We start from the raw sequence: 26,506 nt of genomic DNA on the forward strand, positions 1-26,506 counted from the left end.
GCTCTTCGTCTTGTAGGTAGACGCAAGATGTGGAATGGCTAGGCTGTCCGCTTGGAATGACCTAACCTCATAAGGCGGGAATTCGACTTCTCATCAGTCGAAAGTTGACGTTAAAAGTAGAATTGATAGATTTCTTGTAAAGTTAGCAATAATGTAACAGAGTCACTCTCATAGAGTCAATACAAGTAATTTATGGAATTTGTAATCCTATTTATTGAGTACGAATATTACTTTACCAATAAACATTAACTTCTTTTTTTCATGTTATTTCGACAATTTTCTCCGTTTCCAAGTTAGTCTGTCAGTCCATTGTTTTTCCTTAAATAGTTAAATTAACAGGACTTATTAGGTCTAATTACCTTGTTTTCATATTAAACGGGTTCTATTTTTGAATTTTTTTTGAATTCCTCGCAACTTTTTTACATCTAATACAAATATGTAAAAAAATGTATTACTCGTCTATTACTCTATTACATTGCTTCCGCTCATTTCTCTCTGCCTCCAATCATATAATGGTGTAAATGGCCTAGGAGGCGCTAAGAAAATGGGTAATATTTCAATAGCAATCCATAAAGAAATCCAGCAACTGACAGCAATTCTCATTAAGCAGCAGCATTCGGACGGCGCTTGGCGTTTTTGTTTTGAGAGCGGTACGACCATAGATGCTTACCTTATTATTCTTCTCCGAAGCTTGAACGCTCCAAGTGAGGACCTGATTCGCCAGTTGCATGAGCGTATTCTGGCAGAGCAGCAGCCCGACGGCTCATGGAGCTGGTATCGGGATGAAGAGGGGAATTTATCGGCTTCCGTTGAAGCCTATTACGCCCTGCTCTATTCGGGGTACAGCAAACAGGCAGATGAACCGATTCAGCGAGCCAAGCACTTTATTCAATCCAAAGGCGGTCTCGGGAAAGTAACCAGTCTCCTTACTAAAGCGATCCTTGCCGCCACCGGGCGAAGAAAATGGCCTGTCTCCATCTCCTCCATTCCATTAGAGATCGTGCTGCTCCCTGCTTCCCTGCCCTTTTCCTTTTTCGAATTTTCCGGCTATTCGCGAGTCCATCTTGCCCCCATGCTGATCATGGCTGATCGGAATTTCTCTATTCAGACTCCCCATACTCCTGACCTAGATGAGCTTCATATCACTAGAACGGATACCGAGAAGCCACCAGCGAGGGGATTCCATGAAATGCTGGGCAGCATACAGTCCGGAATGAACACGCTTATTGGCACTCCCCATGCGATCCATGAGGCTGCCCGGGCTAAGGCCGAGCAATTCATGCTGGAGAGAATCGAATCGGACGGAACATTGTACAGCTATGCCAGCAGCACTATTCTAATGATTCTAGCCTTGCTTGCTCTTGGCTACGATAAGCAGCATCCGCTGATTACTCAAGCGATTCAAGGACTAATGGCGATGCGATGCCACACGGGCCGCAATGTAACGATTCAAAATTCACCCTCTACGGTATGGGATACCGCTCTGCTTGCTTACAGCCTGCAAGAGTCCGGCATTGCCAGCCACCATCGAGTCATTCGTAACGCTGCTGCTTATTTGCTTAAGAAGCAGCATGATAGCGCAGCAGATTGGAGCTTCCATAACCCGAATGTTTTACCTGGCGGATGGGGATTCTCTGAGTCCAATACGCTTAATCCTGATGTGGATGATACGACTGCAGCTTTGCGAGCTATCAAAAATCTGTCCCTGCATGAACCCGCCTATCGGGAATCATGGAACCGCGGACTTCATTGGGTGCTGTCTATGCAAAATAAAGATGGCGGATGGCCGGCTTTTGAGAAAAATACAAACAAAGAGATGCTCACTTGGCTCGCCATAGATGGGGCCAAATCGGCTGCCATTGATCCTTCGGAGGCTGACCTGACTGGACGTACCTTAGAGTATCTCGGCAATTTTGCCAGACTGGACACTCGACATGCCTTCATGGAGCGGGGAACGAACTGGCTGATCAACCACCAAGAGAAGGATGGATCGTGGTACGGGAGATGGGGTATCTGTTATATCTATGGCACATGGGCAGCGTTGACTGGCCTCCGGGCTGCTGCTGTTCCATCCAGCCACGAGACAATAAGCAAAGGCGCCAAATGGCTGTTAAGCATCCAGAATACCGATGGAGGATGGGGAGAATCTTGTAATAGCGATCGGCTCCTCCACTATGTGCCTTTGGGAGTAAGCACGCCTTCCCAGACCGCATGGGCATTAGATGCGCTCATCGCTGTTCATGCACAGCCCACCGCTGCCATGATTAAAGGAGTCCATCGACTTATCGCTTTCTCGCGCGAAGATGCTTGGCCGACTGCTTATCCTACAGGCGCTGGCCTTCCCGGCTATTTCTATACGCATTACCACAGCTACCGTTATATTTGGCCCTTGCTTGCTCTGAGTCACTTCCGCAAAAAGTATGGAGAAGCCTTGCATTAACTTCGTATTTTAATTCCTGCACTGTGAGGAAGTTAACATCTTCCCTTCATGCATTTATGTTATATATGAGAGGTAGAAACGAACGGAGTCTAAGTAGTTATACGACAGCAAAGAGATTGCCTCGGTTCTCTATTCGAAGGTTAGTACGATGCGTTTGGAGGTTCCGGTCGAACGAGCCGCCAACGATTAGTCACTAGCCTTACAGGAGGTCAAGCCCTTGAAAGAAAAACAATTGAATAGTTCCAATGAAGAAATCGCGCGGAATGATACTCAAAAACCCGGAATACTGGATGATATACTGCTCTGTAAGCGGAAGATCGAGCGAGTTGCGGATTACCAGTTTAGGACAATGACGACGAGTCAGTCTCTAAGTATAACAGCCGCTGCGCTTGTATTTATTTTTTTGATAGGCAGAAATACACGGCAATACAACCGCTGACAGCTGGATAAGGCTGATCGGCTGAAAATTGTTTTTTTTGCGTATGAAGTAAGGGTACGAGATCATTTCTACTGAGGCATTCATCTGCTTAAGTGAGGAGAGTTCCGTTTTACTGTATGGGTGAATATCCTGCATCATCCTACACATACGGAGGTACGATGATGATTCCGAGATACCCTTATTACGGACAGGAAACCAAGTGCAAGGAGGTGCCGATTACTTTTTCTCCCCAGCATCAGGATGTACAGCCTGGCCTGGAGTATAAAATGGTGCCGCTCCCAATCTCCGACAACCCTGCTTATAAGGGAAGCGGGAAGCTTACGGGCAAGGTGGCCATTATTACTGGAGGAGACAGCGGAATAGGTCGGGCCGTTGCCATTGGATTCGCCAAAGAGGGCGCGGATGTCGCGATTGCATACTTATATGAACGTCGAGATGCCGAGGATACTAGGCAAATGGTTGAGCAATATGGCCGCCGTTGTCTGCTTATCGAAGGCGACCTGCGCCACCCTGATTTCTCGACTGAGGTCGTCCGGCAAACCTTGGAATGTTTTGGTGCCATCCATATTCTAGTCCTCAATCAAGCTGTGCAATTTCCTCAGAAGAGCATTATGGATATTTCCAATGAACAGTTGGAGGATACGTATCGTACAAATATCTTCCCTCATTTTTATATGACCAAGGCTGCACTCCCCTATCTTTGTCCCGGCAGTTCCATCATCAGCACAGCATCCGTAACCGCCTATGCAGGAGCGCCGCTTCTGGTTGATTATTCCTCAACAAAGGGAGCCATCGTATCCTTCACCCGCTCTTTGTCGCTTCAATTAGTTGATTGCGGAATACGCGTGAACGCCGTAGCCCCAGGTCCCATATGGACACCGCTGATCGTCTCCAGCTACTCAGCCGAATATGTGAAGCACTTTGGTCTAGAGACACCGATGAAACGAGCAGGCCAACCCTTTGAGCTCGCCCCAACCTATATTTATTTGGCTTCTGATGATTCCTCATTCGTTACCGGGCAGGTCCTGCATGTCAATGGGGGCGTGATGACGGAGACTTGAGCCCTCCTCTCGCTCATGCTCTAAACGGTGCGGTGCAGATATCAACTCGGCAGACCAGTTACTCCGCTAACGAGTACTCAATCTGCGAGCGCGGCAATAGCCTCACTCTTTTGTGAGGCTATACTCATTCATATGAGCTGCTTCCCTGACACGACAAGCATTCTATGAGGCTAGCCTCATAGCTCAGGAGCCTAGCTTCCTGAGGAATGTGCTTTACCTCATACATTCCAAATTCCTTCACCATTCGCCACGATTATAGCTGTTTGGCCTCATACTTATGTGATTTCGCCTCATGGTGTTTGTATTCTCCCTTACTCAAAATTCATACGGTTCGTCAAGAGCAGCATCGCGCACCTAAGTAACTTCTGATTAACTAGTTGCATACCTCATACTTATCAGCTAGACAAGACATTTACTCCACTAACGAGCCTTCAACTGTGAGTACGACAATAGCCTCACTCTTCTATGAGGCTACTCTCATCCGAACAAACTGCTCCCTTCACGTCAACCCTTCTTATGAGGCTCTTTTCCACGGGCTCATACCTAAGTAACCAACCTATTAGGCAATCTCCATAACTCTACATATATCTTGCTATGTATCCCAATATTTTGTCATTTATAAGCCATAATAGACACAAAACATTCGCGAAGTGACTCCCGTTCATTATCTTTCAGCGCTAGGTGATCATGCTATACTAAGCATACTAGCTATATCCAACACGTTTATATAGGAGATGTTCTTTTTGGAAAATCAGCAATGGATCGCACCTGCATACTACAATCTCACTTCCGAAATGGAACAGCATCCTGCCAATAAGGTTGCGCTCAAATGGTTGAATGAACAGGGTAATATTAAAGAAATCACTTATGGAGAGCTTCGTAAGCAAGCTAATCAACTTGCCGGAGGCTTAGCTAAGCTTGGTCTTCACCAAGGGGATCGCGTACTTGTAATGGTCCCGAGAAGCATTATTACTTATGTGATTTATCTCGCTTGCCTTAAGCTGGGATTGGCCGTTATTCCTTCTTCCGAAATGCTGCGGGCTAAGGATTTGTCCTATCGCCTCCAGCATTCCGAAGCAAGAGCCGTTATTACTTGGTCTGAGGGTACGACTGAAATTGATAAAATTAAAGAAGAATTGCCTGCTCTGAACTACCGTCTTGCTGTTGCCGGAGAGGCTGACAAGCTTGGTCCCAATTGGCTGAATCTCGAAGAGCTAATGCTCAATCAGCCTGATACCTTTACAGCAGTAGACAGCCGCAGTGAAGATATTGCGATTCTCGCCTATACCTCCGGCACAACCGGCAATCCGAAGGCTGTTGTCCATAGCCATGGCTGGGCGTATGCCCATTTAAGAATTACCTCCTCCTTATGGATGGATATTCGCGAATCGGATACGGTATGGGCAACAGCAGCACCCGGCTGGCAAAAGTGGATCTGGAGTCCTTTCTTGACGGTACTCGGCAATGGTGCCACAGGATTCGTCTACAACGGATCGTTTAAGCCGGAACGATACTTACAGCTGCTGCAAGATCATGGCATTCAGGTATTATGCTGTACGCCAACGGAATACCGCTTAATGGCCAAGACAGAAGGATTGGAGCAATACGACTTATCAAGCTTGCGCTGTGCTGTATCCGCTGGCGAGCCTTTGAATCAAGAGGTTATTACCACCTTCCAAAGACATTTCGACATTACTATTCGGGATGGCTATGGACAGACAGAGAGTACGTTGATCATTGGTACACTCAAGGATACTCCTATTCGGACAGGCTCTATGGGCAAGTCCATTGCACCTGGCATTGTCGAGGTTATTGATGAGGAGGGTAACCCGCTTCCAGCAGGCGTAGTAGGAGATATTGCTGTGCATCTCAGCATGCCGGCATTGTTCAAGACCTATTATAAGGACCCTGACCGTAAAGAAAACAATTCGCACGGCAATTATTTCTTAACAGGTGATCGGGCACGCAAGGATGAAGAAGGTTACTTTTGGTTCGAGGGTCGCGGGGATGACATTATCATCAGTTCAGGCTACACAATCGGTCCCTTTGAAGTTGAAGATGCGCTTATGAAGCATGCCTCTGTCAAAGAATGTGCGGTCGTCGCCAGCCCCGATGAGATTCGCGGGCATGTTGTGAAGGCCTTTATCGTGCTGAAGGAAGGCGCTCAAGCTTCTCCAGAGCTTATTAAGGAGCTGCAATCCCATGTGAAAGAATGGACAGCCCCATACAAATATCCACGAAAAATCGAATTCGTCGAGGATCTCCCTAAGACCTCCTCCGGCAAAATCCGAAGAATCGAACTGCGGGAGCAAGAGAATCGGACGGTTCAGAAGTAAGATATTATGGCGGGTCTGTCGATAATTCTGTAAAAGTAATATAAGTATTGGGCTTCGTCTTTCTATACTTGCAAGACAACCTGACACAATAGAAAAGCTTCCTTTCGAGAATGCTCGAAAGGAAGCTTTTCTATTGTGATTATAAGGAAATGCACGCCTAGCTCTTATATGGCGCGCTTCTATTCGTGCCTGACCAGACCAGTTCAATCTAACGTTCCCTTTGATTCTTTATGTACTGTACTCACAAGCGATAACCTCGTACTCTTAACGGAACGGTGTTCCTCTATTTCATCCTATTCTACTGCCACGAAGAGAATAGCACTCAACTAGGCTATTTCTGAATAATAACGGATTGCAAATCCGTTTTTATTCCCAATATTGGTATAAACAGCAGAATAACGGAACCTCGTTCCGCAAAGCTGTCGAGAAAACTGCTCCCTCCACTATATTCAAACCACGCACCCACGTAGGGTGCGACCGTGGAGATGATCACTCGCACGGATGCAGATTATATTTCAATCCACGCACCCACGTAGGGTGCGACTATTTTGGCATGATGGTTAGAACATTAGCGACAAATTTCAATCCACGCACCCACGTAGGGTGCGACAATAGGATCGATGTTGCGTTGCGCGAGGTCATAATTTCAATCCACGCACCCACGTAGGGTGCGACCAGAATAATCCACTTCGATACATTGATCCTACAGATTTCAATCCACGCACCCACGTAGGGTGCGACGCAGGGGCAAAAGTGCTGGGGAAGCTGGCAGGAACTATTTCAATCCACGCACCCACGTAGGGTGCGACAGCGGTTTTTCGTCAAAACGGGCTTGAAAGCCCGCTTTTCCAATCAAAAACACGCTTAATTTAACGATTAGCAAAGTTAGATTACACATTATTGTTAAAATAAACAACAAAACAGGGCAAAACTTGGTGCGAATGTCCCCGGGAATTCATGTGCGCTTCACATTCGCACTATAAAATTAAAGGCCCTTCCATATCCATAGATTCTTTTACACCGACATGTTCAACCTTGCCTTTATAGTTATTGCCCAGCTTATAGAACCGCAGGCTATCCTGCTCTTCATCAATAATCGCCATAAGCTTTAATCTCAATACAGCAAATTGAGTGGCATCTACTACACATTCAAACACCGAGTTCTGAACACGCTGCCCATAATTTTGGCAGACTTTCGAAACCTCACGTAGCCTTCTCTGCCCTCCGCTGCTAGTCGTTCTTACGTCGTATGTAATAACAACGAGCATACCTTTGCACCTACTTCCATAAGAACGGAGGATACTCATCCAAGTCATTACGCAAATAACGCGCCAGCAACAAGGCCTGTACATGAGGAACTAGTCCCCATGCTATCTTCTCGCCTAAATAGGGATGTGTAATCTTTTCTTGCTTTTTATTGTGCCATGCCGCTAAAATTTTCTTTCTAACTTCATCCGTCATAATGACAGCGCCATTTTCCTTTTTCAGAAAATCTCCGCCATTAACTACTTTCTTATTAATTAATGACAACACAAACTTATCTGCAAAGACCCCCCGTAATTCTTCCATCACGTCCAGCGCAAGTGAGATCCGTCCTGGCCGATCCCGGTGCAGGAACCCAACATACGCATCCAGTCCGACTGTCTCTAATGCAGCTGCGGTATCATTAGCTAGCAACGTGTACGTAAAGGACAGCAAAGCATTCACATTATCTAGCGGTGGTCTTCGTGAACGGGAATGAAAATAAAAATCCTCTTTTTGCTGTAAGATCATCTGATTGAACAGCTTGTTATAGCAGAGGGCCGCTTGCCCCTCTAAGCCTCTTAATCTTTCCAGATCCTCGCATTGCCTTACTTCAAGAATAATAGAAGACAACTGCTGAGAAATTTGCTTGAACTGGGCGACATCTACACGCAACGGATAATCCCTGGTCATTCTTTCAATTATCCATTTATTATTGTAAATTTTACCTATTATAAAATTTCGCGCAATGGTTGCAGACAAGAGGGTATCATCCGATACCCTATATTGCTTCTTCCTTAACACAACATTACCTTTGCTTTTTCCAATTACTCTAGCAATGAATCTACCATTCATCGTTAAGAATACTAATGATATATTTCTCTCTGCACAATAACCCATTAGCGCTGGACTTGCTCCTGTATATCCAAAGGATACCACCGACTCTAAGTTATGGAGCGGCATTCTTCCCAATTTCTCCTGTTCTCTCAGCAACACAATATTATCGCCATCCAAGGATAAATAGACATCTGGTTGGGTTACGTATAAGGTATTAAGAAGTTTTTTCATTCATTAATTTTCCCTTCTACATAACTTTTTACTGATCGTTTATTCATCATTTCAGGCAAACAAATATGTTGAAGAGAGCAGCTCTGGCAAAATGGTCCTGTTGGAACTTTAGGTGTATAACTACGCTTATAATAGTCTTGCATCTCAGTGACAATCGCTTTTACTTTTCTCTTGCTGTCATCGGTTAACGGTACCTCGACTCTATGCTTGATCTCGTTATAAAACAGATAGCCTACATGGATCTTACACAGCAGCATTTCTTCCAGACATATCGCTTGTGCTGTTAACTGCAATACATCAGCATCATTCACCTTAGGCTTGCCACGTTTGTATTCCACCGGGTAAGCCATGTACTTACCTTCAGCCTCATTGATTTCAACACCGTTGTCATCCTTAATAAACTCAACCACATCGCAGATGCCTGTAATTTGAAGCTCATTAGACTTAATCGGCATGGCCCGAACAATGAGCTTATCTCCACGCTTCTCCCTCAGAAATGGCTTATCCGCATTCCGATGAAGGTGCTGCCCTTCAACGGTTAGAACATTTTCTTCCCATTGCTGCTCAATATGAATGAATGCCCACTGGCGTTTGCAAAATTGAAAATGCTGAATACCAGACAACATCAAATAATTGTCGTCTTCATTATAGTCCATCTATAATCTCGACTTTTAAGTGGTCTAATTCATTCAGGGTCACCGTATAATGCTCGAAGCATCTAGGCTCTTCTACATTTGCACTAACAGTTAATGACCGATGGACCTTCGCAGATGAATACTGGCCTAATTTGGAGCTGTGCTCCCACCAGAATACCTTATGTACCTCCATACTTCCATCCGGCCTTGCAGCAGAGGCATCATTCTCGAATAATGTTACTAACGCCTGCTTGATTTTGTCAGCATCCACATTCGTAAATCCGGTTTTTTCAGATAGTTGTGTATTAATACTTCCTTTTAGAACATACACACCATAATCGACGCGATGCTTCATTCCCATCGTATCTGAGCCTCTTTCCTTTCCGGGCTCAGAATTAACGCTTTTCGTAATTTGCATACTTGTAATATCGACAGGAACAACACTCGTAGCAGTATGAATAGACACTGGTCCTCTTACCCCGACGGAGACACCTGCTTCTTTACCTGCACTCTTGAATGCAAATACTTGACCGAAGCTGCGAACATCAAGCCATTCCTGACAAGCAATTCGAGCAAAATCATCACTTGAACCAGCTTTAGCCTTTAGAATCTTCTCAAGCTCCGCATTCGCATCCGCACGCTCTCTTAAACTATTGAAGGAATCTGACTTACGGTCATTAGATTGAACAAATATAGGTTCGCCCATATCCTGCAGACGGTTTCTTATCTTTCTTTTGATCGCTACGTCCGAAATTTCGCCATGGCCATCATAGTTTTGTCTCGGGCGATTCCCATTCAACGGGTCACCGTTAGGATTAGCATTGGTTACAGATAATACAACAGCAAAGTCGATTTTATGGTCTAATATCGTCATTCTTATCTCTCCTTTTAATTAGATGCTTCTGCTTCCACTGCATCATCTATTTTTTCTTTCTTTTGATATAGCTCATGTCTTTGACTATAAAAGCCCAGCAAATACTTGCCGGATAATGGCCTATTATTAAACTTATCAACAGGAATACTAGAGGCTACTTCATCAATAATTCGCGATAAATAAGATGCTTTTGTGCCCATTCGCGCTTGGTAAGGCTGTAGGCACTCTTGGATTGTATGCCATGTTCGGGCAGGATGCTTAGAGAATGCATTCATATAGCGAATTGCATTGCTCGAACGAGTCTCGTCACCTAATGCACGTCTTTCCAGAACATCTGCCACCGCTAATAAGCGACCAAATAAATAATCACGATCTTCATTAGTTGTATCTAATACCATGGAATATCCCTCCTGCTTATTAATCAAAGCGCATGTAATGCTAAGTGTTTTTTCCCACTCCCACTTTTCCATTGAGACAGGGTTCGAAGCACGATGAAAAGAGCTATTCACAATATCTTGGGGGATATTTCTCCCGTCTACAATACAAGGAAGCATCCGCTCCGTCAGCCCTTTGACCAGCTTTTCATTCGCTCTAGGCCCGTATGCGGCAAATGCAATGTCCTTCGTCGCTGGCGCCCCAAAAAATTGCACAAATTCACCCTGCTCGTCCTTGCGATAACGATGAAGCCATGCGCAGGTAGAGTGCCACTCTGCAAGCTTGTCCAAATATAGCTCTTTATTCATATTCCGGTAATACAGCACTGCTAGACGCCCAGTTGTTGCGGAATCCAGCACCATTACATTAACGTGAGCGGAAGAGGAAAGCTTGTTCTTATATCCATCCAATGCCTTATATACTTCAGTTGCATACTCTTGATTCGTGTAAGATTTCAGTTCTTTTTCTGTAAGGGATACAGGATAGAAGGAGAAGGTATCCTCTGTAGGAATAATGATGTCAAGATCATCATTGCCCCATACGAGAAATACGCGCTGGTCGATCATTTTCCCTTGGCGGTTAATAAGCCACTTTAAGGCATTATGTGCTTTTTGGGACACCTCGTAGCTAATGCTAGCGACTTCATTACTTTGGCTGAAACGTCCCCGAAAGGTGAAACCGCTAGTGTCATTGGCAGATATAAGCTTCGCTTTGTCGGCCGCATTTCTTATTTTATTCGCATGCTTGTCGGTGCTTGGGAGATTCTCCCCCGTGACATAACAAATATCCTCGCTCCCCAGCATTCCTCTATAAAATTGAATGAAAGAATCATACATCTCTTGATCCTTCCATATTGGGCGCAATTCTTTTTTAGGTGAATACACGTTGAACCTGATGAAGACACTCTCCTGCTCACCAGCAATGACCGAGAATATTTGAGGCTTCTCTCCATACTCAGACTCAAGCTTCTTATCCCATTTATTCAGTAGCTTGTTACGGGCATCTACAATCAGCTTATGATCTTCCACTAGATCTTTAATCAATTGTCTCTTGCTTAAATACGTATAAATGCTTTTTACTTTAGAAGTAGCATACGGAGAATCAGCCCACTCTTTTAATTGCTCAATATAGTAGGTGAAGGGCTCTTCTTTTTTTATTTGCCCGCCATAAGCGACAAAATCTCCCGCCACATAACTCAATTTATCATGAAGGGGGTATGGAGCTATGACGGACCCAGCACGGCTTGAAGACTTTTCTGTACAAGGTATCAACGTACTCGCATCACTTTTATCAATGATTTCCGCGGAATGAAAATCTCCACTCTCCGTGATCGTTACTTCAATATGGGCATTTTGTGTTGTGTGTGAGACGGGCAGAAGGGTATACTCACGATCATTATATTTCTTCTCAATGACTCCAACACGACCGAGATTAGCTTCATAGGTCTCATATAAATTTAATAACCAGCTCATTAATTCCCCCCCTCTGCTAATTGCGCGAACAGGCTATCGGCGGATTCGACATTCGTATGATCGAATAGCTTCGGCTTCATATCGGTAATCTTGCGAATCTGCTGGCATTCCTCTGGCTTAATAAACTGAATAACACCATTCCTCATCACTGGACTCCATAAGCGAACCTCCATTTGATCCCTGCCGGTCTCATCCGGATAATTAATGCCATGTACCATATTTCCTAGATGAATATCTCCATAGTCGTCATAGAATCCCTCCCCTTCATCGAACACGCAGGGCTCCACATAGCCTTGGCACTCTCTGGCACCGAGAAAAATATCTCTTCGTCCCCCAGCGTGAAGGGATCGTTTGAATATATTATGATGTTTATTTTCATTGCGATCATAGGCCATGTCTGGGCGATTCATGTTGAAATTAAAATGACATCGTACCCGATAGCGCACATCTTTTAAATACGTATAATTTGCAAGCGTATTGCCGCCTCCATAGTCCATTGGACGAATGCCTTTCGATTCCATCCGTATCGCATTCATAACTCGGACTTCATCGACAATCATCAAGAGCGTTGGCTTCCAATAAATCGATTCTACTATTCCTTTCAACGCTTGATAGGTAGGAACCTGATAGGTCAGCTTTTCCCCTCCCATCTTGGTCAACGGGTCTGTGAATAGGGCATAATCTCCGTAGACTTCAAATTCAACTGCGTTTCTCATGTCATCAACTCCTTTATGTCAATCTTTTTCGAAGATAGGTTTTAAAATAGGCTCAGGCCAACTTCACTGTCATTCTCGATATTCACGCCAAACTCCTCATCATAGGCTGCTTCTTTTAACACGAAAACCTTCCCATCCAGACAGCTTTCCAATCCGCCATTTTTATCTAGCTGCTGCAATTCATTGCGACGTAAATTAATCGTATATTGCTGTGCCTTACGCAGTAATTGTGTAAGGTCGTTGATCGTCTGATCGCTAATCAATTCTGCGATAATGTCCTTGCCCTCATCATTTGCGTTCCCATAAGGAACAATAACAGAGGTCGTATGATCTTCAATGACTTGAAAATGCTCCGCTGCTGTTCTATAGCTATTGACCAGAAATAGTGGTGGCCTATCTTGAAAGTTGCTGCAATACGCCTGATAATATGTATCTTCATCTTGCTTCCCGCCTATCAATAAACCCGTCATTTCCTTCTTTAGCTTCGGTATAAAATAATTCAAGCTCGATTCGAATTGCTTATATAACTCACTGAAATATCTTTTCATCGCTTGTACAGACAGCAGATTGCCGCCATGCTCCGTCTGATCTCGCTTAAGATCCAAAAGAATTCTTCTAGCTATCTGCTTCCCAGCCTTAATTTCTTGCAGATGATTCAGATTTTCTTCTTCGTGGTCAATAACGTAGACTTGCTGCAGCTCCCTCTCTCCATGTCGATTGCATCGTCCTGCTGCCTGAGCAATGGAATCCAAACCAGCCAAAGAACGAATGACACATTCAAAACTTACATCAACACCAGCCTCTATTAGCTGTGTGCTGATGCATACGATTTTATTGCCTGCCTGGAGATGCTCTCTTATTTCTTCCAAAATACAATTCCGGTGTGCTGCGCACATAGCTGTACTGAGATGATAGATAGGAATATCCCTATCTGCCATCATCAACTGTCGATATAATGCTTTCACAACTGATTTGGTGTTTAATATAACTAATACACTCTGGACCTTTTCCAGCTTCGTCGTAATAAAATCTGCCAGCTTGTCATTATTAAACCCTTCACCCGTTGCCTTATCAATCATCTCGACTCGTTGGAACGCTTCAATTACATGATCAAGATTATGTATGATCTCCGCCTCTGATTCGAGCTGTAGCTTATGTGCAACAATATCCAATTCAGGCTGTGTCGCCGTACATAGTAAGATGCTGGAACGGCCATATGCTTTCAAAAAATTCACTGCATGATTAAATAAAGATACGCATGGGATAGGAACCTTCTGTACTTCATCAAAAATAATAATCGACTCCGTTAAATTGTGAAGCCTTCGAATATTTCTGCTGCCTTTTGCATAAAACACATTGAGAAATTGCACCATTGTCGTGAATATAATGGGCGAATCCCAGTTGTCCTTGGCTAGCTTTAATTTCTGCTGCACATTGATTAGACCATCTTGATTCTCATCGTCATCATTCCTATCCTCAACGACATTCGAATGATGCTCCAGAATATTCGCATCATCAAGCAATATTTGGCGTACCTGAGCCGCATTCTGCTCAATAATGGTTGTATAAGGAACGACATAAATAATATGCTTCTTCTTATAGCGAATAGCGTGCTTTAAAGCATAGCGCAGGCTTGCTAATGTTTTGCCCCCTCCAGTGGGGATGGACAATTTATAAATATTAGATGGCTTCTCGGCGAATTGCTCGCATTGTTCGGACATCTCTCTTCGCAGAACGTTGATTGGTGATTTCGCATGATGATGCTCTTCAAAGGAATTAAGCTTCGTCATGAGTCTCGCGTAATACGCTTCGAACAATTCTTGATGATTTAATACAGCCTCATATCTCTGATTCTCTTCGAATAATCTTGTGTTCGTACGATCAGCATCTATTAGAGCGCTGAATATAAATTTCGTTAGAAACATTAGCTTGTTCTCTATGGTTATCGAAGACTCTTTGCCTAAATAATTGTTCAATTCAACCGCGGCTTTATCTACATAATGGTGAAACTCCTGTTCATCCATAACCTGCTCGAAAAAACGCTGTGCTGTCCATTCGAATTCATCCAATTTCCTATCGACGCGTTGTAAGTATTTAGATTCCAAATCCGGATTCAGAAAGTCATGCAGATAGGAATGATGAGAGATGATTGCATTGCCTACAATTTCAGCTAAGATTGCTTTGAAGAGTTCGCCTTTCCCCGTATGGAAAAGATCAAATAACAATTTCCCCCCTGCGCTGGAATGATCTACACTCCCTCTTTTCGGCGGGGAGTCAGGGTTTGCTACTGCTTCTACTATGTAATCATGGAATTCCTGACTAAATTTGCCCATATCATGAAGCAGACCTGCAAGCCCCGCTATATGCTTGACCCCAATCTTATCCCCATACATCTCAGCCAGATCCCTTACCTCTAATAAATGCTCTTCGACAGTCTGAATCTTCCCGTCACTCTCACGGATATGAGCAATGGAATCCACATCATTCCTCCTCTATTGTCGTTGTTAAATACCAAAGGACTGTAGGCCTATTAAAAAATACAAAGTATTAGATTCACTTCCACTATCCACCAGGATAAGCTAACATTCTATTAAATATATCACAACATATGTAAAAATTGGAACAAAAAATAGTCCTTGTATAATTCCAAGGACCTACAGGGTATATTGGGTGAATTTGAACAATTTAATGGGGATAAAAATATACTCTGATAAAATACGAATACAGAGCGAAAAGAGGCGCGATCTTCCAATCCGCGCACCCATACAGGGTGCGACGTGACGGCTAATATCGAAGAGGCTGCGGTCTTTAAAATTTCAATCCACGCACCCATACAGGGTGCGACTTTATTCATCGTTTATTTGCAGGGCGATTAGAGAATTTCAATCCACGCACCCATACAGGGTGCGACATGTCAGGAAAATCTTATCGGGAATTATTAGTTATTTCAATCCACGCACCCATACAGGGTGCGACATCACAATTAAACAAACTCCTCCCTGATATTGCATTTCAATCCACGCACCCATACAGGGTGCGACAGGGTTCCCGCCATGTTGGCCACTGCGACTATTATTTCAATCCACGCACCCATACAGGGTGCGACCCCGTGAAATCGAGCCATATGAAAGGTCTTGGATAATTTCAATCCACGCACCCATACAGGGTGCGACTACAGCAAAGTCAAGGCGTTGGGTTCAGCATAAATATTTCAATCCACGCACCCATACAGGGTGCGACAAGATACCGTTGTGGACTAAAAAAGTTAAGGATGAATTTCAATCCACGCACCCATACAGGGTGCGACATGAGCAGCAGACTACAAATCTTTAGCCGCAATCATTTCAATCCACGCACCCATACAGGGTGCGACAAAATTGATGGTCATTACATCTTAATCGAGGACATTTCAATCCACGCACCCATACAGGGTGCGACGTGCGCTGCAGTCTCAGGGTAGCGGTCAGCGGGATTTCAATCCACGCACCCATACAGGGTGCGACGATGCAAAGCTTAAGGGCGATGCTGCAGGCATGAAGATTTCAATCCACGCACCCATACAGGGTGCGACCAGTTTTTAGCGTTGCGCCATGCATTTGAACAAAATTTCAATCCACGCACCCATACAGGGTGCGACGGTTGGCGAAGCACTTTCAGATCCTAATGTGATATTTCAATCCACGCACCCATACAGGGTGCGACGAGTATGAACAGCCATCAATCACAGCTTTTATGATTTCAATCCACGCACCCATACAGGGTGCGACGAGTATGAACAGCCATCAATCACAGCTTTTATGATTTCAATCCACGCACCCATACAGGGTGCGACCAATCAGCATATCTGTATGCCTGGCTAAAGTGTCATTTCAATCCACGCACCCATACAGGGTGCGACGGTCGCATGGAGCCTTTTAGCATCATTGACGAGCATTTCAATCCACGCACCCATACAGGGTGCGACATAGAGGAGGTTTTTAGAATGTCTGACAAATTGAGAATTTCAATCCACGCACCCATACAGGGTGCGACTAGAGACTGGGACGCCTTGCCCATAGGAGGGTTTAATTTCAATCCACGCACCCATACAGGGTGCGACAAGCCTTATTTTACTCTATCTCAGTTGTATAGATTTCAATCCACGCACCCATACAGGGTGCGACAGCGCCTAGTAAAAACCCTTGCCCCGCAAGGGTTTTGGAGCTCAAAAGTGCGAATCATCAAAATATGGTGCATTTAACTTCTATTTTTATGTTTAAAATCACGCAATCGCTTGTCCTGCCAGGGGTGCGAATACCCCAGGGATTTCATGTGAGCTTAGGGTTCGCACCTCATTCTTTACTTTTAAGTGAAATACGATTAAACATAGACACATAGGCCTGATGAGGAAACAAAAGTGGATTATTTATCAGCATCAATAATTGATTTAACTGAAATGTCAAAGTAAGCAAGGATATCTCATTGCCACCACTTTCATTTTCCCACACTTTCAAATCGTTCAGGCTCATCGTTTCTAGCTTTGGATTACTCTTTGCCTGAGGAACAGGAATCGAACTATCGTTATGATTCAATTCTTTAACCCAATAAGCTATCGTGTCCGTTCGATCGGTTTCAGCATTCTGCTTCATAATCATTTCTACTTTCAAGCGCTCACTCTGGGGTGCCATAACAATATCAAAAGGCTGTTTAAATGGCAAAGAAATATTACCAGCCATGTGACATAATATCCGAATAGGACGGGTAGAAGTTTGTGATATTCCAAACGGCCTATCCTTTTTATCACATCCTTCTTTCTTTTCATCTATATCGGTTGGACTTTGTAAACTGGACAACCATCTTCCATCAGCATCTTTATAGGGCAGATCACTACAAGCAATACCCGTGGCAATCCGGCTTATTCCAGTAAAGGACGTTTTCAATTTCGTAATGCTTTCAGCCCAAGCCTGTACACCTGGCACAGTTGTACTTTTACATTGTACAACCACAGCTACTGCCTCGATCGGTATATATTTCATCTGCCCATTCTTAAAAATATAAGGGGTATACTGTTCATCAAAGATTGCCAAATCTACTTCGTCAGAAATATTGCCAAAAGAATCTATAATAAATACAGAACGGGCTACAGTAAATTTATGCGGCACAATCTGATCGAAGATAGATTTCCAGACATCTTCTCGATAGCCGCCTGTAGTCATCGGATGCTGTGCGCTCATGTTAAGCTGTTCAACTATGGACTTTTCCCAATGAACATAATTTTTTTTGATTTTAGCAATAGCCGAGTTATCCTTAACCGAAGAATCACTACTCACCCTATCTCCCCCTTGAAAAAACCATATCCACTGCTTGTTTTGCCACCCAACCCTTCCTTTTCCAGCATAGTCTTAACAATTCGCACCGCAATCGGCAACCATTCTTCCGCTTCAGGAACGTCTGGATCAGCAATAAGCTTGAATGTAAAATGGCCTTTCACAGCCAAAAAATGAACAGGAATCGGTGAATCATCATCTCGCGGAGCATAATCCGGAAGCACATCCTCTGGGATCATAGCATCATTAGGCTGCAGCCCCTGATAATTCCTGTGATGCGGTGTCAACACATCTAGACACAAAGCCTTCTCGACGCTCTTCGGATCGAGCCAGGCATCCTCATATTGAATGATCGCCGACTGCTCAGTAGAACCAAACAGCATCGTATAGTAATCCTGTCCTTCCCGAAATCTTATATCCTGCGCTCCTAATACACGGTGGCAGTAATGAGCAACCGCGCCTTTAATCATAGTTCCGGGCAAATAAGGAAAGCCGTATACGGGATGCAAGGTTAGATGCGTCTCAAGCACGGAGGCTTGTCCTTGCCCAGTTATCAGAGAAGATTCACATTCTTTTGTGAAAATCCCGGTCAGCTCTACTGATTTTCCATCCGATGTGCCAGACTGCCTACCTTCTGGCGCTCCGAATCGACCTTCATATCGCCGGAGGTACCACGCCCTCCATTCTTTGTCCTTCCAGCTTTCCGTATAACCCGTTATCAATCCTTTATAAAACGTTCCACGCGCGTCCTGTCCCTTTGAGATAATACCGGATAAGCCAGATAAAGCATCTGTCTCTCCAATAGATTTCGTCATATACAGATAAGCGTTCACATCGCATCACCATCCTGCTCCTCAGCTGCCTCCACTTGTAGAATAGCCTCCGCATATCGCTTGAACCAGACCGAGGCAGTCAGCGCTTGACGGGACAAGAGCCGATAGCGGTTCCCATCGCAGGAATGATGATTTAATTCCACACTTAATTCCGTATCCTTTACTTCCAGCGCTTGCTTCATATAGCGCAAGTAGCGAGCGTATGCTTGTGCTCTTGCGGATTCTCCTTTTTTTGAAGCACCAGCCTCATAAAAAATAACAGTCAAACGCAGCCCGTTCAATCGAACCATAGCCGGGAACTGATGACATAGCGTCCCGAAGATTACAGCTTCTGCGGTATTCACAACAAGACCCTCGGTCATACCGCTATAAGCCGCTTGAGCGTACCGCTGCTCGCCAGAAATCATCATTCCCCCTCCTCCCCAGATAGTAAATAACGCACCCGACCTTTGCCGACACTAATATTAGCACCAATCTGAAGCGCTATGTCCTTGTGCAAGCTATCCAGCACAGCACGAGGAGTCAGCTTCATTTTTGGTGCATATACATGATCACACCAAGCAAGACCGTACAAAATAGCTTCAGAAGGAATATATTCTTCATACCAAAGCGCGCCGTTCTCCACTATCTTAGTCTCTTGCTTCATTCGAATACGTGGAGTAACCTCGCAGCACATCGTCACAAAGTAATGAAAAGCTTCATCTGAGACTACAACAAAACGCTTGGACCAGCTTGTACGATCTATTTCCATTCCCTTGCCGGGAAAAAGCTGCTGGGCACACCATTCTATCCAAGTCGTTAAGGTACTTAGGTTCGATACAGCTTGAAACTGAAACTCATCCAGCCAAACCTCACCATTATTATGTTCATTAGCTGTTTGGGTTGACTCCGTACTCTTGGTTGGAATAAGTTTGCTGCCAGGATAAATGAAGGCGTCTTGAGCATTGCTACTCAGTAATTCTTCCAACTGCGCAATTCCTGGATTGGGCATAGAAATATTAGCCGCTTCGCTGTCCCGGGCGAGACGACGCAATGCCAATGGACAGGTAACATAGGCGAAGACACCATGTAAGCTTGCTACCGGAAAGGCCAGCACTCTACTGTCTGTAAATACGAGTGCTCCAGCGTTGCCTTCATTCGACTCCTCCGTATTGTCAGAACTTAATTTGTCCTCACCCCGTCCGAACACGGCATCGACCCATGGTCCTGTGATGTCGGGTACCTCTTTTTCAGCTTTCCGCTTGTAGTACCGACGTTGTACACCTTTCATACTGCTGCCCGGTATATAAGGCCATTCCGTCGTACGCTCGCGTATTATCGGCAAGTCAATATCACCGACTCCCTGCCCAGCGCCTACATGCACTGGCGAAAGACAGTGGACGAAATACATTTTTCCATTCTCACTCATTGATGATCTCCCCCTTGGTTTCAATCCCCCATATAGCTAATCCAAACCCGTCCTCTCGGTCCAGAGGACCTTTGCGCCGTCTTGTGTCCGATACCGAAGCAAGCCAATGCTCAGCAAGAACTCCCGCATCTCCCTCAACTAATTCAAAGAAGTAGACACTGCCTGCCGGGACCATCCTCCGAACTGGCTTCTCTCTGCCTTCCTCTGATGTCCGGCTGTAGCTCCATCCTGACACAGGCAGCCAATGATCGACACAAGCCCACTTCAGTTTGAGTCGAAGTCTTGTCCCGGCAAACACGGGCATATTCCAGCATTCATATAAATGTTCGTTTGTATGTAAATCAGCATCAACCCAACGAGGTCTCCATCCCTTCAAGAAATAAGCAGGCGTTGCAAGCGTCATACGTATCAAGCTGCCTGGCTTAGCAACTTGCAACGCACGCGCGATAGGCTCTGGACAGCTCCACGGGGAAGGTCGGTCTTGTGGCCAGTCGATTGTCTCAAAATGTGACAGCCGACGCTTGCCTCCCATACTATGAAGCGCCTTCAAACGCTTAATAGATTCGTCTCCTTCGACTTTCACATCTGCAATTAGAGACACACCCTGCTTAAATCTTAACGCTTCCGTCGAGAACAGCTTTCCCTCTTCTGTCCTGCCCGTTAGAGCATCGGTCGCATTGTGTATTCGCATCTCTCGTTCATAAGGGAGCAGGAAAGGAGAATCAGCTGGCGCAGCCTCAAGCTTATGGCTCCGGGTATTGCGCCACTCCTTCCATTCATTTAACACGCAGCTCCACTCTTCATCTGAGACACCGCCGACCAACTCTTTATACAGCCAATCCTCGCGTACAAAAGAGGGGCTTCCGGCATATGGTTTGCCATAGTAATCTAGTACAGGGGGCAACAAATCCATTCGTTGATTGCCCTCAATCGTCACCCCAAAATACCCTTCGTCAGAACGTAATGGGACTGGACGTAATCTATGAATCTTCAGAATGTCCTCTTCCTCGTAAATAATTAGATCAGCAGGCATCGGAAAATACAGATTTCCCTGCCATTCCAGCAATGGACCAGCTATTAGCAGCTGTTTCATTAAGCCGGCTCGATCCTCATTCGACAAGCTTGTCCGATCCTTATACAACATAGCTCGAATCGTTCCAGCCAACATGCCGGGAGATACATCCTGCATGCTATGAGCCATTGACCCCGGCGAAGCATCGAAGGGACGACCATCACGGGTCATAATCGGATCAACAGGTTCAATACGCAGCAACATCTGAACCAACCTCCGTTTTTTTCAGTGTAATTGCCAACATGACCTGCTCTGCTAAGCAGTCTAATGGAATCAATGCCCGTCCGTTGTGGCTCCGAATAACCGAGGCCATCCAATGGCTTAACGTTAACCCCTTTTCAATCGTCATAGGACACTCATCAAGCTTCTTTTTCCTGAGCAGTCTATGGACTTCCTTAATCAACAGCTCTTTATATTGCAAATCCATCTCTTGGCTTCCGAGCTTACCGCTAGTAATCGTCATTAACGGAAATCCAACCCGCTGGTACCTGCGATGTAATTGTCTCAAATCATGGGCGAGTTGGACCGAAATTAATCCCTCCTGATACAGCCTTCCTAACTCACTCAGGCTTTGTGCCGGATTCTCCTCCCAAGGCAAGCTAACCTGTAGCTGATTCCCTCCAGCACGCTTCTGCACATGCACGAATAAGCGGTCTCTATGAATTTTAGCCTGACGTTCCGCCGTTTGAGCCATTCGCCGAACTTCTCCAAGCGGCTCCAGCATATGAGCAATAACCAGTCCCGCTGACAGGGTGGGTTGCTCGGACGCTTTCGTGTAATTCCCCGGCCCTTCCTGAATAATCTCCGTGAAACGTAATCGGAGCCTATCCACAGCCTTCACGCAAGAATGCAAAGGGAGCAGCGCCATGCAATCATCCCCGCCGCCATAAATGAACTCTCCAGCATGCTCCTCAATAATTACGCGGGATTCAGCCGCAAAATGGGACAAGCACTCCGTCCATTCCCTATGCACATCGGGAGCTGCGACCTGTCTTAATTGATCTCCAATTCGGTCCCCGTCACAAAGGAGAAAAGCGTAATAAGGTGAAGGTGTAAGCTTGTGCTTACTGGACCACGCGTTAATCAGGTGACGCAAATGGGCCGCTAATTCTTTTTTCTTCTCCTCATTGAGAACCTCACTCTTCTGTCCTCTGTTTGTCTGAATGGCGTATTCATCAACAAAATCCTTCATCTGATGCGGGTAGAATAGCCTTGAATCGAATTCCTCTGCCCTTGTGGCCTGGGTGATCTTATAAGGAAGTTTCAGGTGAGGAGCACAGGCTTCAAGCAATGATTTGTATAGCTCCGCTGCCTTTTTTTCTAGTTCCAGATCCTCTTTCAGTCGGTCGCGGAAAGGTCTGAATGCTAGATCGCAAACGGAAGCAAAAGAAATTTTCGCCCCAGAAGGATGCAGCTCCCCTACAATTCGATTGCTCAGTCTCTTGACCAGGGAAATCGCATCTAATGCTTCTTTTTCTCTAATGCCGAAATGAGCATAACCCAGATGACGGCTCTCCAGCAGGACCGATTCTCGACCTGGATTCAACGATGACTTCTTGTCCCCATACATATGAGAAGGCTCATTTTGTCGAAAATCTCGAAGCGTCTTGCGTCCAGCGAGCAATTGGTTCACTCTATTCAGAGTTTCTCTATAAGAGGTTTCATCCGTCATACGGGACCAAGCAGCGTGGAATTCCACAAAATCTTTTACCTGTCGCTTCCACATTTCTGTATTAATGCTTCCTTTGGCTTCTAAGAGCTCTTGCGCTTTCCGTGTATATAGTTGCCATGTATCCAAAACCGCTTCACGTATCTCTTGCACGAAAGCAGCTGGATTTTTGCGGCTAGTCAATCCTATGATTTTATTAGCCACTGGAAGCTTAAAGTTATGCTCGATTGGCTGATTAGTGTTCTCATCGTCAGAGAGAAAGGGCATAATCAGTTCCCCATTCCCTCGAAATCGTTCCGCTGCAGCGCGGCTTAGCTCGGAGAGCAAATATGATCCAAACCATAGATCACGTGTCTTGCGCGCCTGCATTATGAAATCCTGCACAGGCCCAATCGAAATAACAATCAGCGTTTGATGGGATTCCAGTGTTTGTTCATTTTTTGTTGTATGCTCGCTTGAGCCGAATGCGTTGTCCAATTCCTCACCTCCTCGCTTTGTAGAAAACCTGCTATGGCGTCAGGACCACTGTCTCTTAGAGGATAGCGGGCGCTTATGTACTGCTTGGGATAGATATGTTCAGTGGTTATTTTCAGTAACTTTAATTTTTCTTCAAATTTATATATTTCAACATTAAGATTTTTCTTTTTTCCTTTTCTATTTATATTTCTAAATCGCTTCTCTTCTCTCACATGGCGCAACTGCAAAAACTTTAACGGCGGTTGAACTAACCTTATAAAGATTCCAAAAGCTTGATCGGTACCTATCGACAGCGGTTTGAGAATTAATGGCGATGCAAGCCTGTCCTTGCCTGTAGGAGTCAGCTCCGTCTTAAGCGGTTCCTCCCCCTCATCATTACGATATCGCTCCAACTGAGCATCATCCACTTGTTCATTAAACTTGAATGTAATCGGAAGACCGAATTGCGCCCGCGGAAATGCAATTATTCCCTTAGCTTTGGGGTCTATGGAATAAAGCGTTCCATGCCTAATATCGGCCCAGTTCGTAGCTTTTCGTATCACATCCGGCTCAGGCCAATGACTGCGTGTAGACTTTGTTATTTCTTTTCCACCTATGATACTTTTTCGAGTATTTCTTCTTTGCCGGAATTCGGAATAAGCTAATATTGTTTCTTTCCATACATCTGTGGTAGATTTCGGTTCGTTCTGAACCGTAAAGCAGTCCTTACGACCCGCCAATATCGCTAGAATTGGCCAATCCCTGAGAAATTCACTGCTACATTGGGTACGCAGCTCATACTTTTCAACTTTAGTATTAATCCATTCAAGAAGTTTAACAGAAGTATTGTATTCTTTTTCAGGTGAAAAGCACTCACTGTGCAAACTGCCAAACCCCCGTCTTGTACGGGCACCAATTCCACCGAAATTGATCCATGCCCATAAAGCAGCCTCTACCTCGATTTTAACGTCTTCTGCACTCATCCACACATGCAGAGCTTTCTTCTCGGAAAGATATTCCACGGAATCTGAATAATTAATGTGCAATACAAATGAACGGCCACGCTGTTTTTCAGCCATAGCAAGAACCTTATCATCAAATGGAAATGCAATATAACGTGAAACAGGACGAGCTTTTCCTTCTCTTCTATTAGAAGATGTGGCAGACAGAGCAGATGAGACTGCTACTTTCAATTTGCATGGACTCGGCAATGATGTATCGCCGAATATTAGACGTTCTCTCGCCTTTAATTCACGGGCATTCTTGTACGCTGCCCCGCGTGTTGCCCGCCACCAAAAACGTAAATGTCCCCGAATAGAAGGAACACGGATCTCCCCATCCTCAAGCCGTTCCAGAGAGGGGCCTCCAAGAATAGCATCGGTCACTATTGTAATTGGGTATTGTCTGCAAAATTCTGTTTCCGTTTTTCCCAGCAGCTTCTCCACATCTTGCAGATTCGGAGCATTAATCCTCACGTCATTACCCTCCTTCATTCTACATAATATCCAAATACTCCCTACAAACTAGTTATACCATTCTTTAGACCTATGCTAAAGCCTTTTTTAATAGATCAAAAGACAGATAAGAGATTCATTCAAGAAAAAGATGCTATTCAACACCAAGAAATGAGTATTAGGAAACAAGAAGAGGAGCCTGATTTCAGGCCCCTCTTCTTGGGTTCTCTAGCTAGACACCAACTATAAAGGATGTAGAAGTCACGATTACGATTTTCTATCGCTTCGATTCCATGTTATTTGGACTATAGTTCGTCAATTGCTTGAACAACTAGCACCAAAGCCTTAATCCTTCTTTCTAAAAGCGTTCTTTGTGGACTTCCAAGCTTCGACTTAATATAACTGCTCTCAACGGAGGGGGTTAGACCCACAAGAACATTACGAGCTCCTACTATATCTTCATGTGTGTAGCGATGAGGTTTTTGATTCCATACATTCTCCAAAACAGCTAAACCAATGTCAACAGCATGAAGTCGTTTCTTTACCAAGGTAGTATTTGCGCCGCTTTGAGTCATCTGCAACAAGGCGTTCTCGAGTTTTTTAATTGTAGATTGCAATGATTTTAAAGATTCAAACTTGTCAGCATCAGATACATTTTCCATAGTTACTATCCCTTCCTCGCTTATGAATTGATATATTGATTCCTGTCTCTAACCAGAAATTTTAGAGTTGCTTGAACCCTTTGACCTTGTCCTTTGTTCACCGAAGGGTCGAATTCCTTAGACACAGTAACACACATTTATAGCTACGTGAATATGGGTACGGGTTCCTTTGTAAATGGCATAGCCGTGTATGGTTGAATCTATTCTCTGAAGGCAGTGAAGTGGCTGGAAAAGCTAGCTGTTCTGGGGAATGGTGGGAAATGGGATAGCTTTAATTTTTGCACGGAAGAAAACAGAGATGTTCTTTAATCAGGCTTGGAGCCGAGCAGATACGCGCTGCTTTTCCTACGAAGCCGCTTGCACTTCTACCATGATGATGGTACGAGAGCAGAAGCAAATGCAGTGCGACTCGACCGGGACAGGACGCTCTGTTCGTTATCATCATTTTCAATTCACGCACTCACAAGAGTGCGACTCTATATTATTAGGCGGTCATTGGAAGATGTACAATTTCAATCCACGACTCACATAGAGTGCGACTTGCTAGAGAACTATGTTCTTAATGGATCGCTCATTTCAATCCACGCACTCACATAGAGTGCGACCTGATCGTACTATTGAGCGTACTAAGACTTGGATATTTCAATCCACGCACTCGCATAGAGTGCGACAAACTACGAGTTCCGGACGGATAGCATTGATTATGATTTCAATCCACGCACTCACATAGAGTGCGACGCGGCTACGAACCGAATGTCAGCGCCAAATGACAATTTCAATCCACGCACTCACATAGAGTGCGACGTATTGCGTGAAGCAAAAATGCCGTCCGTTTTGATCATTTCAATCCACGCACTCACATAGAGTGCGACTTTTGAAAATCAAACAAAGCGTTGGATTTTTGCAATTTCAATCCACGCACTCACAT

Annotated in this window: 18 protein-coding genes and 3 CRISPR repeat arrays (1 of these 21 running past the window's edge); of the genes, 3 read left to right on the forward strand and 15 right to left on the reverse strand. The window is 44.7% G+C overall.

Going from position 1 to position 26,506, the window contains the following annotated elements; translation table 11 throughout:
* The first annotated feature begins 544 nt into the window (after positions 1-544).
* The 3 genes from shc (at position 545) to mbcS (ending at position 6,276) form a co-directional block, all read left to right on the forward strand.
* Positions 545-2,440, forward strand: coding sequence for a squalene--hopene cyclase (gene shc, locus AC50YO_RS14570; RefSeq protein ID WP_494848014.1), 1,896 nt, complete (start codon positions 545-547; stop codon positions 2,438-2,440).
* A 600-nt stretch (positions 2,441-3,040) separates the two neighbouring features.
* Positions 3,041-3,940, forward strand: a complete 900-nt coding sequence (locus AC50YO_RS14575) for an SDR family oxidoreductase (protein WP_494848015.1) — start codon at positions 3,041-3,043, stop codon at positions 3,938-3,940.
* A gap of 734 nt (positions 3,941-4,674) precedes the next feature.
* A complete protein-coding gene (mbcS, locus tag AC50YO_RS14580) occupies positions 4,675-6,276 on the forward strand; it encodes an acyl-CoA synthetase MbcS (RefSeq protein WP_494848017.1) in 1,602 nt (533 codons plus the stop codon).
* 446 nt (positions 6,277-6,722) lie between these two features.
* A CRISPR array of direct repeats spans positions 6,723-7,085; the repeat unit is 32 nt; unit sequence ATTTCAATCCACGCACCCACGTAGGGTGCGAC.
* Positions 7,086-7,253: 168 nt separating this feature from the next.
* Here mbcS and cas2 read toward each other — a convergent pair.
* The 15 genes from cas2 to AC50YO_RS14655 all read right to left on the reverse strand — a co-directional run bounded on the left by cas2 (position 7,254) and on the right by AC50YO_RS14655 (position 25,578).
* A complete protein-coding gene (gene cas2 / locus AC50YO_RS14585) occupies positions 7,254-7,544 on the reverse strand; it encodes a CRISPR-associated endonuclease Cas2 (RefSeq protein WP_494848019.1) in 291 nt (96 codons plus the stop codon).
* A gap of 10 nt (positions 7,545-7,554) precedes the next feature.
* Positions 7,555-8,586 (reverse strand): type I-C CRISPR-associated endonuclease Cas1c, encoded by a 1,032-nt coding sequence (cas1c, locus tag AC50YO_RS14590; RefSeq protein WP_494848021.1) that lies wholly within the window; start codon positions 8,584-8,586, stop codon positions 7,555-7,557.
* Positions 8,583-9,242: a CRISPR-associated protein Cas4 gene (gene cas4 / locus AC50YO_RS14595; RefSeq protein ID WP_494848023.1), complete on the reverse strand. Its 660-nt coding sequence runs from the start codon at positions 9,240-9,242 to the stop codon at positions 8,583-8,585. Before cas4 ends, cas1c begins: the two co-directional genes overlap by 4 nt.
* Positions 9,232-10,095: a type I-C CRISPR-associated protein Cas7/Csd2 gene (gene cas7c, locus AC50YO_RS14600; RefSeq protein ID WP_494848025.1), complete on the reverse strand. Its 864-nt coding sequence runs from the start codon at positions 10,093-10,095 to the stop codon at positions 9,232-9,234. The genes cas4 and cas7c overlap by 11 nt, the downstream gene beginning before the upstream one ends.
* Positions 10,096-10,109: 14 nt before the next feature.
* On the reverse strand, positions 10,110-12,002 hold the full coding sequence (gene cas8c / locus AC50YO_RS14605; protein ID WP_494848027.1) for a type I-C CRISPR-associated protein Cas8c/Csd1: 1,893 nt from the start codon (positions 12,000-12,002) through the stop codon (positions 10,110-10,112).
* A complete protein-coding gene (gene cas5c / locus AC50YO_RS14610) occupies positions 12,002-12,718 on the reverse strand; it encodes a type I-C CRISPR-associated protein Cas5c (protein WP_494848029.1) in 717 nt (238 codons plus the stop codon). The genes cas8c and cas5c overlap by 1 nt, the downstream gene beginning before the upstream one ends.
* Positions 12,719-12,759: 41 nt before the next feature.
* The gene (gene cas3 / locus AC50YO_RS14615) at positions 12,760-15,198 is read right to left on the reverse strand and encodes a CRISPR-associated helicase Cas3' (RefSeq protein WP_494848031.1); all 2,439 of its coding nucleotides are present in this window, start codon (positions 15,196-15,198) and stop codon (positions 12,760-12,762) included.
* Positions 15,199-15,463: 265 nt separating this feature from the next.
* A CRISPR array of direct repeats spans positions 15,464-16,881; the repeat unit is 32 nt; unit sequence ATTTCAATCCACGCACCCATACAGGGTGCGAC.
* A gap of 168 nt (positions 16,882-17,049) precedes the next feature.
* The gene (locus AC50YO_RS14620; RefSeq protein WP_494848033.1) at positions 17,050-18,027 is read right to left on the reverse strand and encodes a DUF6602 domain-containing protein; all 978 of its coding nucleotides are present in this window, start codon (positions 18,025-18,027) and stop codon (positions 17,050-17,052) included.
* Positions 18,024-18,839 carry a type III-B CRISPR module RAMP protein Cmr6 gene (gene cmr6, locus AC50YO_RS14625; RefSeq protein ID WP_494848035.1) on the reverse strand — a complete coding sequence of 272 codons (816 nt, stop codon included), beginning with the start codon at positions 18,837-18,839 and terminating at the stop codon, positions 18,024-18,026. The genes AC50YO_RS14620 and cmr6 overlap by 4 nt, the downstream gene beginning before the upstream one ends.
* Before the next feature lie 14 nt (positions 18,840-18,853).
* Positions 18,854-19,267 carry a type III-B CRISPR module-associated protein Cmr5 gene (gene cmr5, locus AC50YO_RS14630; protein ID WP_494848037.1) on the reverse strand — a complete coding sequence of 138 codons (414 nt, stop codon included), beginning with the start codon at positions 19,265-19,267 and terminating at the stop codon, positions 18,854-18,856.
* Positions 19,264-20,265 (reverse strand): type III-B CRISPR module RAMP protein Cmr4, encoded by a 1,002-nt coding sequence (gene cmr4 / locus AC50YO_RS14635; RefSeq protein ID WP_494848038.1) that lies wholly within the window; start codon positions 20,263-20,265, stop codon positions 19,264-19,266. Before cmr4 ends, cmr5 begins: the two co-directional genes overlap by 4 nt.
* Positions 20,258-21,541 carry a type III-B CRISPR module-associated protein Cmr3 gene (cmr3, locus tag AC50YO_RS14640; RefSeq protein WP_494848127.1) on the reverse strand — a complete coding sequence of 428 codons (1,284 nt, stop codon included), beginning with the start codon at positions 21,539-21,541 and terminating at the stop codon, positions 20,258-20,260. The genes cmr4 and cmr3 overlap by 8 nt, the downstream gene beginning before the upstream one ends.
* Positions 21,525-23,483 carry a type III-B CRISPR-associated protein Cas10/Cmr2 gene (cas10, locus tag AC50YO_RS14645; RefSeq protein WP_494848040.1) on the reverse strand — a complete coding sequence of 653 codons (1,959 nt, stop codon included), beginning with the start codon at positions 23,481-23,483 and terminating at the stop codon, positions 21,525-21,527. Before cas10 ends, cmr3 begins: the two co-directional genes overlap by 17 nt.
* Positions 23,411-24,937: a type III-B CRISPR module RAMP protein Cmr1 gene (gene cmr1 / locus AC50YO_RS14650; RefSeq protein WP_494848042.1), complete on the reverse strand. Its 1,527-nt coding sequence runs from the start codon at positions 24,935-24,937 to the stop codon at positions 23,411-23,413. Before cmr1 ends, cas10 begins: the two co-directional genes overlap by 73 nt.
* Before the next feature lie 284 nt (positions 24,938-25,221).
* Positions 25,222-25,578, reverse strand: a complete 357-nt coding sequence (locus tag AC50YO_RS14655) for a hypothetical protein (protein ID WP_494848045.1) — start codon at positions 25,576-25,578, stop codon at positions 25,222-25,224.
* 573 nt (positions 25,579-26,151) lie between these two features.
* Positions 26,152-26,506: direct repeats of the CRISPR family, unit length 32 nt; unit sequence ATTTCAATCCACGCACTCACATAGAGTGCGAC (it continues 545 nt past the right edge of the window).

It is taken from the genome of Paenibacillus sp. J22P59, assembly GCF_059383895.1.

What these genes read in the sequence shown, in the direction of transcription:
- cas7c (WP_494848025.1), bottom strand. Translation starts at nt 10,095, where the DNA reads ATGACGATATTAGACCATAAAATCGACTTTGCTGTTGTATTATCTGTA.
- cas2 (WP_494848019.1), bottom strand. Translation starts at nt 7,544, where the DNA reads ATGCTCGTTGTTATTACATACGACGTAAGAACGACTAGCAGCGGAGGG.
- AC50YO_RS14575 (WP_494848015.1), top strand. Translation starts at nt 3,041, where the DNA reads ATGATTCCGAGATACCCTTATTACGGACAGGAAACCAAGTGCAAGGAG.
- cmr6 (WP_494848035.1), bottom strand. Translation starts at nt 18,839, where the DNA reads ATGACGAAATCTATTGGAGAGACAGATGCTTTATCTGGCTTATCCGGT.
- cas1c (WP_494848021.1), bottom strand. Translation starts at nt 8,586, where the DNA reads ATGAAAAAACTTCTTAATACCTTATACGTAACCCAACCAGATGTCTAT.
- cas5c (WP_494848029.1), bottom strand. Translation starts at nt 12,718, where the DNA reads ATGAGAAACGCAGTTGAATTTGAAGTCTACGGAGATTATGCCCTATTC.
- cmr5 (WP_494848037.1), bottom strand. Translation starts at nt 19,267, where the DNA reads ATGATGATTTCTGGCGAGCAGCGGTACGCTCAAGCGGCTTATAGCGGT.
- AC50YO_RS14655 (WP_494848045.1), bottom strand. Translation starts at nt 25,578, where the DNA reads ATGGAAAATGTATCTGATGCTGACAAGTTTGAATCTTTAAAATCATTG.
- cas8c (WP_494848027.1), bottom strand. Translation starts at nt 12,002, where the DNA reads ATGAGCTGGTTATTAAATTTATATGAGACCTATGAAGCTAATCTCGGT.
- cas4 (WP_494848023.1), bottom strand. Translation starts at nt 9,242, where the DNA reads ATGGACTATAATGAAGACGACAATTATTTGATGTTGTCTGGTATTCAG.
- mbcS (WP_494848017.1), top strand. Translation starts at nt 4,675, where the DNA reads ATGTTCTTTTTGGAAAATCAGCAATGGATCGCACCTGCATACTACAAT.
- shc (WP_494848014.1), top strand. Translation starts at nt 545, where the DNA reads ATGGGTAATATTTCAATAGCAATCCATAAAGAAATCCAGCAACTGACA.
- cmr3 (WP_494848127.1), bottom strand. Translation starts at nt 21,541, where the DNA reads ATGTTGCTGCGTATTGAACCTGTTGATCCGATTATGACCCGTGATGGT.
- cmr4 (WP_494848038.1), bottom strand. Translation starts at nt 20,265, where the DNA reads ATGAGTGAGAATGGAAAAATGTATTTCGTCCACTGTCTTTCGCCAGTG.